The organism is Algoriphagus oliviformis (assembly GCF_017254915.1).
In the GTDB taxonomy this organism is placed as follows: Bacteria; Bacteroidota; Bacteroidia; order Cytophagales; family Cyclobacteriaceae; genus Algoriphagus; species Algoriphagus oliviformis.
Genome location: NZ_JAFKCT010000017.1, coordinates 1 through 14,653, shown reverse-complemented (window position 1 = coordinate 14,653; position 14,653 = coordinate 1). Strand labels below are relative to the sequence as shown.

Genomic DNA, 14,653 nt, shown 5'->3' with positions numbered 1-14,653 from the left:
GTTGACTCTCAGCAGGTTATCTCGTCCCAGTCCATCTCCAAAAAAGTGTCCAAAAAACGCAAATAGGCAGGTTTTAAGTCGGCTTTTGTAGTTCAAAATCCAACGAGGGCAGCCCTTGGCAACCACCATCCCAAGCCATTTGCAGCTCCCCACAATCCCCCACTCCGGGGCCCGGCTACTTGGCGATTTTACACCAAAGGCTGACTCCTCCCAAGCGCTCGGCGAAGTATGATTTTTTCCAGCTCCAACGCTTCGGCAATTCAAAAAAACAGCGCCCCGACCTTGCCCATCTCCGAATAAATCTCTCGGCCCGGTGCCACCCAAGCATTCAGGCCATACACACCAAGAAGCTGCGCAAGCTATTTATCCGGACGAAAGGCGCGACCACTTTTTAGCACAGGCGTAAAAACAAAAAAACCTGCCCAAGGGACAGGTCTTTTTGATGCATCAACACACAATTTTTATTTTTTTTCCTTCTTCAGATCTTCCTGAAGCAGCTTTTGAAATTCCTCCATCTTGGATTGATGCTCTTTCTGCCAAACCTCCATCTTGCGCTGGAACTCCTCCATCTTTGGCTTTTGGGCAGCTTCCCACTCTTTCATTTTCAGCTCAAACTCCTTCATCTTTGGCCCTTGGGCTTCCTGCCAAGCCTTCATCTTGTCCTCGAATTCCTTCATCTTGGGACCGTTGGCCGCCTGCCACTCTTCCATTTTCTGCTCGAACTCTTTCATTTTGGGCCCTTGGGCTTCTTGCCATGCCTTCATCTTTTCTTCGAACTCCTTCATTTTGGGGCCATTGGCAGCCTGCCACTCCTCCATCTTCAGCTCAAACTCCTTCATCTTTGGTGCGAACTCTTTCTCGAACTTGGCCTCCCACTCCTTGGCTTTGAGCTCCATGTCCTTGGCCCACTTTTCCTTTTCCCCCTTGCTCATATGAGAGGTATCCATGGAGTAGTGGAAAGGAGCCATGTCATGCTCAAAGGAAAAGTCAAAATCCATGTCCACAGGCATAGGAAACTCCAAGCCACTTAGCTCCATGGGCGGCATCGGAGGCATGGCGGCCATCACGGGCATGTCCATTTCAAAGTCAAAAGCCGGAAGCGGAGCGAGCTCCATTTCTACAGGAAACATGGGCGCCGGAGGAACGTCGAAGGCGGGCATGCTTTCGGAATCAAAGGTCCGAAGCTGATCCAGAGCGGCCTTGGTCTTGGTGCTCATGACCACGGTATCCTTGCCGGAGATCAGCAAGTCTCCCTGCACACGATAGGCCTGTCCGGAGCCGTCAGTGATCAGATGGTCTCCGTAGACGAAATTTGGAGCCTTTTCGTCCGGCTTCGATGGCTTCTTGACCAGCGTATCTTGCGCCGCCAATGCAGGAAATGTAGGTTGGATATTGGCTAAAGGCGCGACCGGGGTGATCGGGCCGGTCTGCTTGGGTGCGTCCTGCTGGGCACTGGCCATCAGCCCGACGCTGAGAAATAGGGTAAGTAGCATAGGGATAGAAATAATAGGGGTTTGCGGATAGTTTTGGGAAGGATAGCCAAGTATCCTTTTGATTCGTTGGAGAGTTGGGTTTCGATGTTTTCCGGCGGCCAGGGCCAGTTCGGGCGGGTTTTGCTTCGCAAAGTTGAGCACCTCAGCCAGGCCGTTGGCCAAGATCCGAGGCTCTACGCCGGCCTTCACCGCGAGGTCGTCGGCGGCATTTTCCCTGAGCTCTTTCACCGTATTATTCATCCACCAGTAGCAGGGATGGAAGAAAAACAGAACCTCAAGTCCGGAAAGAAGCAAATTGGCCAGGTAGTCGTTGCGCTTCACGTGCGCGAGCTCATGGGCGATGATCGCCTCGAGCTGGGCTGGGGAAAGCTGGAACAAGAGGCCCGCCGGAAAAAGAATCACCGGCTTGAAAGCCCCGAAGGTCAACGGCGATGCGCCAAAGGAACTAGCACGGAGCTCGACTTCACCCGCAATGCCCATCTTTCCGGCCAGGCGGTAGAGCATTTTCTGAACCTGAAAGTCGGCCACCAGGCTCGACGACTTGCGTAGGCTCCGGATTTCCGAGAGGCTGTTCATCAGTCTGAACAGAAAAAGTAACGCTCCCAAGACCCACAGGTTGACCAGTAGGGGAATGTTTCCCTCTATCCAACGGATCGCCTGATCGATACCGGACTCGATGCCGGCCTCAGCTGTGCCCAGCGCAGAGCTTCCCAGCAAGACCCTCAAGTCAGCACTGGCACCGATCGAAGCCGTCACGTCGGCAGGCTGATATTCATAAACAAAAGTCCCTGCCGAAACCAGCAGCGAAAGCACCAAAGCCGCGACCGCCAAGCCATACTTGACTGCCGGACGACTGCGATGCGCCAGCCTCAGTACCAGCCAAAGCAGGGCTGATATGACCACGAGCTGCCAGAGGGAATGCACCAAGGTCCAGCCCAGTGCCCGCAGCAGATTTTCAGGAATCCAGTCGATCAAAATTTTCATTGGGAGTTGTTTTCAAGTTGGTCTAAAAATGCCCTGATCTCGTCAATATCGTCCTTGGAGGGATTTTCCTGGCCTAGCGCCTGCATCACCAGGCTTTTGGAAGAGCCGCCAAAGGCTGTGCTCACCAGGTTTTTCAAAAGGGAACTCTGGGTATCCTTTTGGTTGGTCGCGGGGCGATAGAGATGGGATCGGCTTTTCTCGTCCCGCGACACCATCCCCTTGGCATGCATGATCTGCATGATCTTCAGGGTAGTCGTGTAGCCGGTTTCCTTGGACTCGGACAGTCTCTCGTGGATCTGCCGCACGCTGGCCTCCTTCATTTCCCATAGAAGAGACAAAATTTCCAATTCGGCTTCTGTTGGCTTGCTCATGTCTTTACTTACGATAACTTTCGTACCAAAGATATACGAAGCAAATCGTAATTTCAAAAGAAGTACGACAATTATCGTATTAAAAATTGTTAAGCATTGATTTTGTACCACTTACAAAAACAGTAAGGCTTAAAACAATTCTTTCGAAACGGGATTACATGAAAGCTTGGAGAGAAAAAAGCCAACTTGTTACCTTTAGAGCTATGTGTCTGGTAGCTTTTTCCTGGAAAACCCATCCCGAATTCCCCCTGCTCATCTCCGCCAACCGAGATGAGTTTTTTGACCGCCCCACGGCTCCGCTGCATCGCTGGGAAAGCGGCATCTATGCGGGCAAGGACCTGAGGGGAGGCGGCACCTGGATGGGCTTTCACCCGGATGGAAAATGGGCGTTTCTGACCAATTACCGGGATTTTTCTCAGCCCAAAAAAGGGCAAATCAGCCGGGGAAGGCTGGTATTGGACTTTTTGGAAAAGAGGCTGTCTCCGGAAAACTACCTAGACGGGGTGATGGGTGAAAAAGACCGCTATGAAGGCTTTAATCTGCTGGTGTCGGATGGAGAAAAGCTATATTACTACTCCAACTACGGCGATGCGCCGGAGGAAGTCCAGCCCGGAATCCACGGCATCTCCAATGCCCTTCTGAATGCGCCCTGGCCCAAAACGGCACTGGCAAAAAAGGAAATGACGGACCTGGCGAAAAGAAATCCAGATCCAGACTCACTCCTCACCCTACTCAAGTCTCCCACGACTTTCCCCCCTGAGCAACTTCCAGATACCGGCGTACCCAAAGCGATGGAGGCACAGCTTTCCTCCCAATTCATCCGCATGGAGCCCAATTATGGAACTGTTTCGTCCACATCGGTCTTAAAAGACCAAAGCGGGCTCACCCGGCTCAAGGAGCGAAGCTTCGACTGGGATTCGGGAAACTACCGCGACACTTCTTTCAGCTTTCAAACCTAGACTATGCAGAAAACTTACGACCTCATCATCATCGGCGGAGGGCCGATAGGACTGGCCTGTGGTATCGAAGCCGGCAAGGCGGGCCTCGACTACCTGATCTTGGAAAAAGGAGCCCTGACCAACTCTATCTTCAACTACCCGGTCAACATGACCTTTTTTTCCACCTCGGATCGGCTGGAGATGGCAAACATCCCCTTCATGTCTATCGGCGTCAAACCCACACGGACCGAGGCCTTGGAATACTACCGCCGGGTCTACCTCCACTACCAACTGAAAGTAAACCTCTACGAGGAGGTGAAAAATCTCCAAAAGTGCGAGGGCGGCTTTGAGATCAAAACCTCCAAGGCAGCCTACCAGGCCAAAAACATCGTCCTGGCGACGGGCTTCTATGACCTGCCCAACTTGATGGACGTACCTGGCGAAGAACTGCCCAAGGTCCTTCACTACTACAAAGAGCCCTGGCCTTTTATCGGGCAAAAAGTGCTGGTAGTCGGAGGCGCAAACTCAGCCGTGGACGCAGCGCTGGAATGCTGGCGCAAAGGCGCGGAAGTCAGCATGGTACTCTTGGAAGACGAAGTGGACCAAAATGTCAAGTACTGGGTTCGGCCCGACATCATGAACCGGATCAAGGAGGGCTCGATACAGGCCTTTACCCGATCCAAGGTAAAGGAGGTGAAGGAAAAGGAAGTTGTCATCACCACACCCGAGGGAGAGGTTACCATTGCTAACGACTGGGTATTGGCCATGACGGGCTACAGGCCGAACTTTGCCCTGCTGGATCAGCTCGGCGTAGAGCTGAGCCTGGACGAAAAGCGCCAACCCTGTTACGACCAGACCAACCAAGAGTCCAACGTACCCGGCGTTTACCTAGCCGGAGTAGTCTGTGGGGGACTGAATACCCGGGAGTTTTTCATCGAAAACAGCATCGCGCACGCAGCATCCATCGTAACCGATATCACCAAGACATAATTATCCGCAATCTTGCCAGTAAGCGAATTTGCTTCTTCAATCGGCTCGGAAGACCGATGACTGATGCTTCGGTATCCGCTACTCCCGTAGCTCCAGTGCTCAGCACAGGCAACCGAAGTGGGGCAAAGCCGCAATTTTAGCGTTCTTTCGGGTTGTCACGGCTGCCTACTGGCATAAAAGCGGATAACCATACACCAAGAAAAACAAACTATCTTAATTGATACAAAGAATTGTTTTATTTGAGATAATTTGTAACTTAGGAGAAACGACAAAAAGATGGGAAAGGCCTGGAAGATAAATTTGCCTGAAGGAGATGCGGTGCAGCTGGAGACAGGTGTGAAGCCTTACCATTTCTTTTCCCAGCAGCAATTAGAGGCGAGCGACACCGCGCGTGCGCCGTACGGCGGCATAGAATTGGACTTTCAGGAGACGAGTTCCTTCTTCGATTTTCTGGACTTTACCTCCCATGACATCGCGGAGGTGATGGAGATCGATCCGAGCACCCTCTTCCGCTGGAAAAAAGAAGACCGAAAGCTCTCCAAGGCCCTCACCAAAAACCTACTGGACATGGATCAGATCATCGCAAAAGGCATCCGGATCTTTGGGTCTGAGGAGCTGCTTTCCCAATGGCTACAAAGCCCCAATTCCTCCCTGCACGGCCAAAAGCCCGCGACGCTCCTGAAGAATCCCTATCAGATCACGCTCGTGGATCAGGCCCTTGAGGCCATTTCTTGGGGCAATATCCTCTGATGGATGCGGTATTTTCGCCTCTTTGAAGCCCTTCCCGACCGAAACGGCCTGAGCTATGGACTGGGCGTCGGCCGCTGGAATCAATTTGGCACGCCGATGATCTACGCCTGCTCAGCCAGCTCGCTCAACTTTCTGGAACTGCTCAGCATCAAAGGGCATGTAGTCACGCAAAGCAAATGGAAGCTGGCAGTACTGGAGGCCACTTCCCCGATAGCGGAGCTGGACATCGACTTCCTGCCCGAAGACTGGAAAAACCGCCCCTATCCGCGCTCGACCCAGGAATTTGGCACGGCCTGGGCAAAAGGCATGATCTCGCCGACACTCAAAATCCCTTCCTGTAGAATCCCTCCCAAAAGCTTTCCCGCCGAGCACAACCTACTGATCAACCCGTTACATCGGGACTTTCTCACGTCAGTAAGGATCGAGGAGGAATGGGACGTGAGCTTTGAGGTAAACCAGTAGCGCCTACTTCGCAAAGACATAAAAAAACCGGCCGAGGCCGGTTTTCATGTTCTTACGATTTCAAGCTATAGTTTGGAGCTTCCCGCGTCACACTCACGTCATGTGGATGTGACTCTTTCACGCCGGCGGCGGTGATCTTCACAAATTTACCGTTGGTCTGAAGATCTTCGATAGTCTTGGTACCGCAATACCCCATACCGGCCTGAAGCCCGCCGACCAGTTGGTAAAGCACTTCGGAAACCAGCCCCTTGTACGGCACTCGCCCCACGATGCCTTCCGGCACGAGCTTTTTGATGTTATCCTCCGCGTCCTGGAAGTAGCGGTCTTTGGAGCCGGACTCCATCGCTTCCAGAGAGCCCATTCCACGATAGGACTTGAATTTTCTCCCTTCGAAAATGATCATTTCCCCTGGAGCTTCCTCGGTCCCGGCAAGCAGGGATCCGATCATGATCGAGCTGCCTCCGGCTGCGATAGCTTTCACCAAGTCGCCAGAATAACGGATACCACCATCGGCAATCACTGGTACACCGCGGTCTTTCAGCGCTTCGGCACACTCAAATACCGCCGAAAGCTGCGGCACGCCTACACCGGCAATGATCCGGGTGGTACAGATGGAGCCTGGACCTACGCCTACTTTCACCGCATCAGCTCCGGCATCTGCCAACGCAATGGCCGCCTCGGGAGTGGCGATATTTCCGACGATCACTTCCAGATCAGGAAATGCCGATTTGATTTTCTTACAGGTTTCGATTACGCCTTTGGAGTGTCCATGGGCAGTATCGATGGATACCACATCCACGCCGGCCGCTTTCAGAGCCTCTACCCTTTCGACAATATCCGCCGTCACACCTACTGCCGCTCCTACGCGAAGACGCCCAAACTCGTCCTTGCAAGCGTTGGGCTTGTCCTTGCGCTTTAGGATATCCTTGTAGGTGATGAGCCCGGTCAGTCGGTTGTCCTCGTCGACGATAGGCAGTTTTTCGATCTTATACTCCTGGAGAATCTCCTCAGCCTGCTCCAGCGAAATGCCGGACTTGGCAGTGATGAGGTTATCACTGGTCATGATTTCCCTGACCGGCTTGTTGGGATCCTTGATGAAGCGAAGGTCGCGGTTGGTGATGATCCCTTTCAGTGTCTTGGTCCCGTCCACCACCGGAATACCTCCGATATGAAACTCGCGCATGATCGCTTCGGCATCCCTCACCCGTGCGTTGATATCCAAAGTGATTGGATCCAGGATCATTCCTGCCTGAGAACGCTTCACCTTCCTGACTTGGGCGGCCTGCTTCTCGATGGACATGTTTTTGTGGATGAAACCAAGACCGCCCTCCAAAGCCACGGCAATTGCCAGCTCGGCTTCGGTCACTGTATCCATGGCTGCGGACACAAGCGGGATGTTCAATCTGATTTTTTTGGTGAGCTGGGTGGAAGTGTTGGTCTCGCGTGGGAGCACTTCAGAATAACCCGGAACAAGGAGCACATCGTCGTAGGTGAGTGCTTCGTAGAGGAACTTCGAGGAGTTTCGATTCATGGCAAATATTGGTTGTAGGTAACCCTATTTGCCCGTCAAAGGTACAAACAAAAATCTATGCCATGCCAGCGAAAAACAAAAATTAATGTGGAATTCACCTTTTTTTGATCTTGCTTTTAAAATAGGATTTGGAAGGCGGCCTAAAAAATCAATCGCCAGCCCCGCGACAGGACTGGCGACTAAAACCACCAAAGGCTTGCCAGCGGCTTAGGCTCCTTTCTTCACCAATCTCGCAATATAGAATCCGTCAAAACCGCTCTCCTGTGCCAAAACCTTTTTGTCCTCAATCAGTTCGAAGTCCTTTCCAGCCTCACTGGTCAGGAATCGCTTCACCTGCAGTTCGTTTTCCGAGGGCAAAATGCTGCACGTCGCGTAGACCAGCTGCCCTCCTGGCTTGAGCATGGAGGGGTAGCTTTGGAGGATTTCCTGTTGAGTTTCGCGGACTTTGTCGATGGACTCGAGGCTGAGCTTCCACTTGGTATCGGGATTGCGACGCAGCACGCCGAGGCCGGAGCAAGGCACGTCAAGCAAAAGTCGGTCGGCAGATTCTTTCAGCCGCTTGATGGTCTTGGTGCCTTCGATGAGCTTCGGCTCGAAGATCGAGACGCCATTTCGCCTCGCTCGGAGCTTGGCCTGCTGCAGCTTCCACTCCTCCACGTCCATGGAGATGACTTTTCCTTTGTTTTCCATCAGCGCTGCCAAATGGAGCGACTTTCCTCCCGCTCCCGCGCAGGCATCGATCACGCGCATGCCCGGCTCTACTGCCAAAGCCTGCGCGACGAGCTGGGAGCTGGCGTCCTGCACTTCGAAAAGGCCGCTCTTAAAGGCTTGGTTGCGAAAGACATTTTGCCGCTCCTCCAGGACCAGCGCATCTGGGTAGCCCTTGACGATGTAGGTGTCGATGCCATCCTCCGCCAGTTGGTTTTTGAGACGCTCGCGGGTCGTCTTGAGCGTATTGACCCTCAAGACCACTTCTGCCTCCTCATTGAGCGCATGGATCTCGGAGCCCCACTTGTGGCCCAGCTCCTCACTTCCCAGCTTCTGCAGCCAGTCAGGAATGGACTCCAGCAGGGCAGGATCGTTGATCGCCTCATACTTTGCCTTGAGCTTTTCCGGGTGGATTTTGGCAAACTCCTCCCACTCCGGCAGCGCGTTGCCCTGCATCAGCCAATAGGTGCCAAAGAGATCCCAGTAGTCCTTGGAAGGGCTCAGGTGACTGATCAGCCTCCACCAGCGCACCATCTCGTAGGTCGTCTCTGCAATGAAAGACCGGTCGCGAGCTCCCCACTTGGGATTGGACTTCAGCGTCCGCTCGATGACTTTGTCGGCGTATTGGCCTTCTTCAAAAATGGCTTCGAGTGCGGTGTGTACGCCGCGGATGGTGTTGTTGTGTAGCTTCATAGGAGGAAATTCTCCCCGCAAAGGTAAGGGGATTTGTCGAGGAATAGCTTTCCTGCGGAAAAGGCCAGGCCGACGAAGCGCAAATCCCGGCTCCTGCTTACCTTTGGGCATGTCGATTTCCCTACTCGATTTTTCCAAAAAACTGAGCTCCGAGCTGCTCGACCTTTATCCCGAAACCGAAGCGCAAAGCCTCGCAGCCTGGCTAATCGAGCATCATTTCGGGCTGAAACGGATCGACGGCCCCACCCTTTTGGAAGAGGAAAAAGTACCCGAAAAACTCCAAGAAGACCTCGCCAGACTGAAAAGCGGCGAGCCTATCCAGTACATTTTGGGGAAGGGGCCTTTTTACGGAAGGGAGTTTCTGGTGACTTCCGCCACGCTGATCCCGCGCAACGAAACCGAAGAACTCGTCCACCTGATCATCAAGGAGAACAAAGCCGCCAACCTGAGAATCCTCGACATCGGCACCGGCACAGGCTGCATTCCGATCAGCTTGGCACTGGAGATGAATAGCCCAGACGTGTACGCCCTGGACATCTCAGAGCCTGCTCTGGCGATCGCGCGGAAAAACGCGGAAGTGCTTGGCGCGAACGTCCGCTTCGAGCTCTGCGACATACTCACTCAAACGCCCACGGTAGGGAAGCTGGACATCCTGGTCTCCAACCCTCCCTATGTGTTGGAATCCGACAAGAGCCAGATGCATCAGAATGTCCTCGCCCACGAGCCGTGGACGGCGCTCTTTGTCACGGACGAGGATCCGCTGATTTTCTATCGTGTGATCGCGGAGAAAGGACGAAAAATCCTCAAGCCGGGCGGCAAGCTTTACTTCGAAATCCATGAATCCAAGGGAGAGCTGGTGCATGCGCTTTTGGCCAGCACCGGCTACGTGGATGTGCGGATTCTTCAAGATCTAAATGGAAAAGACCGGATGTGCGCCGCAATCTGGGGCTGACCTTGGTGTAAAAAGTCTGGGAAGAGTCCTCAACCCTTGGTAGTTTTATTCCAAACCATTAATTACCCTCAATGAGACGCGACTTTGAATCCTCCCTAGCCCTGCTTATCCTCCGCGTGGGATCGGGCGCCATGATGCTCACCCACGGAATCCCCAAAATCATGCGACTATTCAGCGGCAACGAAATCAAGTTCGCGGATCCTTTTGGGATAGGCCCTGCCATCTCCCTCGGAATGGCCACCTTTGCCGAAGTGATCTGCTCCATACTCGTTATTCTGGGTTTCAAGACCAGACTAGCCTCCGTGCCCCTGATTTTGACCATGTTGACCGCGGCCTTTTACGCGCACTGGGATGATCCTTTTGGAAGAAAAGAACTCCCACTCCTCTATTGCGCGGTATTCATCAGCCTGCTGCTGACGGGCGGAGGAGCCTACTCCCTCGACAAAGCCAAAAGGCGATAAGCAAAAATCCCAGCCAAGAGGCTGGGATTTTTGCTTGCTCCGCTAGGCATCTTGCAGCGCTTGGATGTCAAATTTCTTCATCTTCATAAAAGCCTGCACCACCCGCGGGCCCTTTTCTGGATCGGCCATCATTTCACCGAGTTTCGCTGGGACGATCTGCCAGCTTACGCCAAAACGGTCCTTGAGCCATCCGCACATACTTTCCTCACCACCCTCTCCGAGCTTTTCCCAAAAGAAATCAATCTCCTCCTGCGTGTCACAGGGCACGACCAGCGACATCCCCTCCGAAAACGTAAACGCATGGGTAAACGAACTGTCCATAGCGGCAAAGCGCTGACCGCTCAGCATAAACTGGGCATGGTTCACTTTGCCGGCCTGGTCTCCCGCATCGTCGCCATAGCGTGAGATAAAAAGCGACGAGGACTCAGGAAAAAGGGAAGTATAAAAGGCTATCGCCTCCTCGGCACGGCCAAACTGGGCGGCGGTAAACATGAACGCCGGAACATAGCGCTGCGATATTCCCTCCGGCACATTGCTTTCTAGCTGCCAGCTCACGCCATATTTATCCTCGAGCCAGCCATACTTCTTGGACCAAGGATAGCTGTCCAGAGGCATCATGATCATCCCGCCGACGCTGAGCTTGTTCCAGATTTCCTCCAGCTGCTTTTCGTCTGGGAAAATCGAGTAAAAGGAAATACTCGGGTTGGGTTTGAATTTTGGACCGCCGTTGAGCAACATGAACTTTTCGCCCCCAGAAGACCACATGGCTACCAGGTCATTTTCTTCCTCAATTTTGGCATCAGGAAAAACCGAGCAGTAAAACGCCGCTGCCTCTCGGGCCTTTTGGTTCATCCAAATGCAGGGATAGATCGCTTTCATCACATGGAATGGCTTAAGCTTCACAGATTTCCTTGAGACGCTGTAGGGCTTTGGGCCACATTTTCTCAAACATCTCCTTGTACTCTCCTCCGGATTCCATGTCCACCTTCAGCAGCGTCTTGCCTCCCAGATCTACAAAGCTGTAGTTTTCTGTAGCACCGGCAAAGGCCTCCACTTCTGGCCCAGAAGTGATCTCTTTTCCGTCACCGACCAATCCATAGTGCTCGATGGAGATATACTTGTTCTTGACGTTGTCGGCGATCTTGGCGACCATTCCGCCCTCTTTGCCACTTTGAGGATCAGGCCCCAGGAAAAGAATCTTGGAGCCCTTGCTCCAGTCGCCCTTGAAGTAGGAGCCAGGATTAAAAGCCGCCGTCCAGTCCCGATAGGCGGCGTCCTCGATCATGAGTGCAAAAACTTTGGACACGGGCGCGTTGATTTCGACTTCGAAGTGCATGGAGTCGTGCTGAAAGCCCTCCACGTATTTTTTGAAATTGTCCAGGATGGACTGCCAGCCGTCTCGCTGCAGCTCCTCTGAGTTCATCTGCTCCGCGTCAAAGGTCACGGTGACGAGCGTCGACTTTCCTTTGTCTTCGAAAACGACCTCCGCCGCCCTTCCGTCACCCATGACATAGCTGAGGAATTCATTCGGCTGCACTTTTTGAAACACCCCCTCAAAGTCAAAACCCATGGAGCCATCCTTGGCCTCCATGCGGTAGGAGAAGCTTCCGCCCGGCTCCAGTTCGTTTTTAGCCGAAGGAGAATGCCAGTCGGGAGAGGCGCAGTTCCACTGGACGATATGCTTGGGAGAGTTGTAGGCTGTCCACACCTGGTTGACGGGAGCGGCGATCTCCGCGGATACGGTGATTTTTGTTGTCGGCTTGGTAGTCATATTCACGTTTGTTTTTGGGTTTGCAGTACTACACAAACTTAACGAAGTTAGGAATGAAGAACTGGGCAAAAACTGACAAGGAAAGGGGCTTTTGCGACAAGTTTTCATAAATTGGAAGGATGAAGAAAGTAAGGATTTTGGCCATGGAGGGCAGTGTGGTCCAGGCGATTGCGGGAGCGCAATACTGTTTTAATACCGTCAATCATTTTTTGGGCATGAATGGTCAAGAGGCGGCTTTCGAGGTCAAGCTTTTGGGGCTTCAGCACGAGGTAAAACCCGGCTTCCCGGGCTTTGTCCTACATCCCGAAAGCTTGCTATCGGAAGCCGAAGAAGCTGACCTGATCGTGATCCCGCCTCTTTTTGGGGATTTTGACGAAGCCATAGCGGCCAACCAGCCTTTTGCCCCTTGGCTTCGCCGGCAATACGAGTCGGGAGCCGAGATCGCCTCGCTCTGCGTGGGAGCCTTTTTCCTCGCCTCCACCGGCATGCTGGATGGGAAGCGCTGCTCCACGCACTGGGGTTTCATCGACCGGTTTAGAAGCCAGTTTCCCGCAGTCGAAGTGTTGGACGGAAGCATCGTGACCGAGGAGGCAGGCATCTACTCCAGCGGCGGCGCCAACTCCTACTGGAACCTTCTTCTTCATTTGGTGGAAAAATACGTGGACCGCGAGATGGCGATCTTGCTCTCAAAGTACTTCGCCATAGACATCGATCGGGACACGCAGTCGGCTTTCGCCATCTTCCGAGGGCAAAAAGAGCATCCCGATCCGGAAATCAGAAAAGCGCAAGAAATCATCGAGCACCGCTTTTCGGAGCGGATCTCTGTGGACGACCTAGCCGATGAAGTGGCAGTGGGCCGTCGTAGCTTCGAGCGAAGATTCAAGCGCGTGACCAACAATTCGGTGCTGGAATACGTGCAGCGTGTGAAGATCGAAGCCGCCAAGCGCAGCTTTGAAACTAGCCTGAAAAACATCAACGAAGTCATGTGGGACGTGGGCTACACCGACTCCAAGGCCTTTCGCACCGTCTTCAAAAAAATCACCGGACTCACACCAAACGAATACCGAAACAAATACAACAAGCTGGTAAGGCTGAATTGAAGAGAAGCTAGAAGACAGAAGATGCCAAACGTCAAAACCTTCCCTCTATCCGGTTTTACTCCCTAAGATCTTCAGGACGGTCTGCTCGTTTTCCGAAAGTTCGTCCGGATCGTCGACACGCTTGAGCTTCAGCTTTTGGTAGCGCGCCAGCTTGCCATCGAGCAGGACTTGCATGACCTTGGGATGGATGTAGTATTGGCGGCAAACGGCGACCGTGTTGCCGAGGACTTCCGCGACTTTCTTGACGATGGTCGGCTCCAGCTTTCGATTAGGAGACTCCTCTACCAGCTGTAGACTCTCCCCGTAATGATCCAGCGACAGCACCGTACCGCCCCAAGTGCGAAAATCTTTGGCGGTGAATGCGGCCCCTGAAATCTCCAAAAGGTATTGATTGACGTCTTTGGAATCCACACAATGGAACGCCCCGTCTTTTCCCTTGTATTTGAAAAGCTCGTAGCCGGGAAGCTCAGACATCTGCTTGATCAGCTTGATCAAGCGCTTGCTTTCGACTTTGACTTTGCGGTCTTTGCCGCTTTTGGCGCGATAGCTCAGCATGAGCTTGCCATGCTCCTGCACGATGTGCTTTCTTCTCAGCGTGGTGAGCCCATAGGTTTTGTTTTCGTGCTCGTAGCACTTGTTGCCGATGCGGATGTAGTACTCGTCGAGCATCATCACGATGAGGGCGAGGATTTTTTCCCTGGGCCAGTTTCGCTTGCGCAGATCCGATTCCAGCGCTTTTCGGATTTGGGGAAGTTTTTTCCCAAACTCAGCCATTTTTCCATATTTGGTCTCCTGCCTGTAGCGGACAAAGTCGGGATGGTAGAGGTATTGCTTGCGGCCCCGCTCATCGTACCCGGTGGCCTGTAGATGGCCCTTGGGGCTTTTGCACACCCACACCTTTTGCCACATGGGCGGAATGACCAAGTGCTGGATGCGCTCCAACACCCGCTTTTTGGCGATTTTCTCGCCTTTCCTATCGAGGTAGACAAAGCCTTTTCCAGACCTCTTCCTCAAAAATCCGGGAAAACCTTCCCCGACATACACCAAATCTTCAGGGCATTCCGACATAGAAATCCAGGTTAGTGGTAGGTCAGGATTCAAAAAGTGTACACAAGCACTGGCAGCTTGAAAAACAAAAAAGCCGATCATTTCTGACCGGCTTCGTAGTAGCGGGAACAGGACTCTTAAAAAGAACTGATTTACAGCAACTTATATCTAAAGGAGGACAAATAGGGGGACAGGTTCATTTTGCATCCACAATTCAAATCTTTTTGAATCAAATTATTTTAAACCTCGTCAAATATGACTTATAACGTTCTGAATGAGCATTCCCCAAAAAACAGGACAGTAAATTAAGTTACGATTAACCCCTTAAATTTACTGTGATGACCACACGAAGAAAATTTACCTCGAAGTTCAAGACCAAGGTGGTTTTGGAATTGCTGAAAG

The 14,653-nt window shown here is 52.7% G+C and carries 14 protein-coding genes; 7 read left to right on the top strand and 7 right to left on the bottom strand.

Translation table 11 applies throughout. The annotated features are described in order from the left end of the window. Positions 1-461: 461 nt before the first annotated feature. Positions 462-2,477, bottom strand: coding sequence for a M56 family metallopeptidase (locus tag J0A68_RS21940; RefSeq protein WP_206580405.1), 2,016 nt, complete (start codon positions 2,475-2,477; stop codon positions 462-464). Further along, complete coding sequence (locus J0A68_RS21935; RefSeq protein ID WP_206580404.1) at positions 2,474-2,848, bottom strand: BlaI/MecI/CopY family transcriptional regulator; 375 nt, start codon at positions 2,846-2,848, stop codon at positions 2,474-2,476. The genes J0A68_RS21940 and J0A68_RS21935 overlap by 4 nt, the downstream gene beginning before the upstream one ends. A gap of 203 nt (positions 2,849-3,051) precedes the next feature. On the opposite strand from J0A68_RS21935, the gene J0A68_RS21930 reads away from it, so the two are divergent. The 4 genes from J0A68_RS21930 to J0A68_RS21915 all read left to right on the top strand — a co-directional run bounded on the left by J0A68_RS21930 (position 3,052) and on the right by J0A68_RS21915 (position 5,988). After that, complete coding sequence (locus J0A68_RS21930) at positions 3,052-3,807, top strand: NRDE family protein (protein ID WP_206580403.1); 756 nt, start codon at positions 3,052-3,054, stop codon at positions 3,805-3,807. A gap of 3 nt (positions 3,808-3,810) precedes the next feature. Continuing rightward, complete coding sequence (locus J0A68_RS21925) at positions 3,811-4,776, top strand: YpdA family putative bacillithiol disulfide reductase (protein ID WP_206580402.1); 966 nt, start codon at positions 3,811-3,813, stop codon at positions 4,774-4,776. 300 nt (positions 4,777-5,076) lie between these two features. Then, positions 5,077-5,526 carry an MbcA/ParS/Xre antitoxin family protein gene (locus J0A68_RS21920; protein ID WP_206580401.1) on the top strand — a complete coding sequence of 150 codons (450 nt, stop codon included), beginning with the start codon at positions 5,077-5,079 and terminating at the stop codon, positions 5,524-5,526. Positions 5,527-5,529: 3 nt separating this feature from the next. Then, positions 5,530-5,988 (top strand): RES family NAD+ phosphorylase, encoded by a 459-nt coding sequence (locus J0A68_RS21915; protein ID WP_206580400.1) that lies wholly within the window; start codon positions 5,530-5,532, stop codon positions 5,986-5,988. A gap of 52 nt (positions 5,989-6,040) precedes the next feature. On the opposite strand, the gene guaB is transcribed toward J0A68_RS21915, so the two are convergent. Then, on the bottom strand, positions 6,041-7,519 hold the full coding sequence (gene guaB / locus J0A68_RS21910; RefSeq protein WP_206580399.1) for an IMP dehydrogenase: 1,479 nt from the start codon (positions 7,517-7,519) through the stop codon (positions 6,041-6,043). Positions 7,520-7,726: 207 nt separating this feature from the next. Then, positions 7,727-8,920: an RsmB/NOP family class I SAM-dependent RNA methyltransferase gene (locus tag J0A68_RS21905; RefSeq protein ID WP_206580398.1), complete on the bottom strand. Its 1,194-nt coding sequence runs from the start codon at positions 8,918-8,920 to the stop codon at positions 7,727-7,729. A 109-nt stretch (positions 8,921-9,029) separates the two neighbouring features. On the opposite strand from J0A68_RS21905, the gene prmC reads away from it, so the two are divergent. Together prmC and J0A68_RS21895 are read left to right on the top strand one after the other, a co-directional pair. Next, a complete protein-coding gene (gene prmC, locus J0A68_RS21900) occupies positions 9,030-9,872 on the top strand; it encodes a peptide chain release factor N(5)-glutamine methyltransferase (protein WP_206580397.1) in 843 nt (280 codons plus the stop codon). A 71-nt stretch (positions 9,873-9,943) separates the two neighbouring features. After that, the gene (locus tag J0A68_RS21895; protein ID WP_206580396.1) at positions 9,944-10,333 is read left to right on the top strand and encodes a DoxX family protein; all 390 of its coding nucleotides are present in this window, start codon (positions 9,944-9,946) and stop codon (positions 10,331-10,333) included. Between the two features lie 42 nt (positions 10,334-10,375). Here J0A68_RS21895 and J0A68_RS21890 read toward each other — a convergent pair whose 3' ends face one another. Continuing rightward, positions 10,376-11,236, bottom strand: a complete 861-nt coding sequence (locus tag J0A68_RS21890) for a VOC family protein (protein WP_317195146.1) — start codon at positions 11,234-11,236, stop codon at positions 10,376-10,378. Then, complete coding sequence (locus J0A68_RS23045) at positions 11,226-12,104, bottom strand: SRPBCC family protein (RefSeq protein ID WP_206580395.1); 879 nt, start codon at positions 12,102-12,104, stop codon at positions 11,226-11,228. Before J0A68_RS23045 ends, J0A68_RS21890 begins: the two co-directional genes overlap by 11 nt. A 119-nt stretch (positions 12,105-12,223) precedes the next feature. Here J0A68_RS23045 and J0A68_RS21880 point away from each other — a divergent pair, with 119 nt between their 5' ends. Then, on the top strand, positions 12,224-13,204 hold the full coding sequence (locus J0A68_RS21880) for a GlxA family transcriptional regulator (RefSeq protein ID WP_206580394.1): 981 nt from the start codon (positions 12,224-12,226) through the stop codon (positions 13,202-13,204). A 45-nt stretch (positions 13,205-13,249) separates the two neighbouring features. Here J0A68_RS21880 and J0A68_RS21875 read toward each other — a convergent pair whose 3' ends face one another. Then, entirely contained in the window at positions 13,250-14,272 is a 1,023-nt protein-coding gene (locus J0A68_RS21875; RefSeq protein ID WP_206580393.1) for a DNA topoisomerase IB, read from the bottom strand. Positions 14,273-14,653 lie beyond the last annotated feature (381 nt).

Bases quoted from the DNA above. Each gene is read 5' to 3' on its own strand.
- J0A68_RS21940 (WP_206580405.1), bottom strand. From the start codon at position 2,477: ATGAAAATTTTGATCGACTGGATTCCTGAAAATCTGCTGCGGGCACTG.
- J0A68_RS21935 (WP_206580404.1), bottom strand. From the start codon at position 2,848: ATGAGCAAGCCAACAGAAGCCGAATTGGAAATTTTGTCTCTTCTATGG.
- J0A68_RS21930 (WP_206580403.1), top strand. From the start codon at position 3,052: ATGTGTCTGGTAGCTTTTTCCTGGAAAACCCATCCCGAATTCCCCCTG.
- J0A68_RS21925 (WP_206580402.1), top strand. From the start codon at position 3,811: ATGCAGAAAACTTACGACCTCATCATCATCGGCGGAGGGCCGATAGGA.
- J0A68_RS21915 (WP_206580400.1), top strand. From the start codon at position 5,530: ATGCGGTATTTTCGCCTCTTTGAAGCCCTTCCCGACCGAAACGGCCTG.
- guaB (WP_206580399.1), bottom strand. From the start codon at position 7,519: ATGAATCGAAACTCCTCGAAGTTCCTCTACGAAGCACTCACCTACGAC.
- J0A68_RS21905 (WP_206580398.1), bottom strand. From the start codon at position 8,920: ATGAAGCTACACAACAACACCATCCGCGGCGTACACACCGCACTCGAA.
- prmC (WP_206580397.1), top strand. From the start codon at position 9,030: ATGTCGATTTCCCTACTCGATTTTTCCAAAAAACTGAGCTCCGAGCTG.
- J0A68_RS21895 (WP_206580396.1), top strand. From the start codon at position 9,944: ATGAGACGCGACTTTGAATCCTCCCTAGCCCTGCTTATCCTCCGCGTG.
- J0A68_RS23045 (WP_206580395.1), bottom strand. From the start codon at position 12,104: ATGACTACCAAGCCGACAACAAAAATCACCGTATCCGCGGAGATCGCC.
- J0A68_RS21880 (WP_206580394.1), top strand. From the start codon at position 12,224: ATGAAGAAAGTAAGGATTTTGGCCATGGAGGGCAGTGTGGTCCAGGCG.
- J0A68_RS21875 (WP_206580393.1), bottom strand. From the start codon at position 14,272: ATGTCGGAATGCCCTGAAGATTTGGTGTATGTCGGGGAAGGTTTTCCC.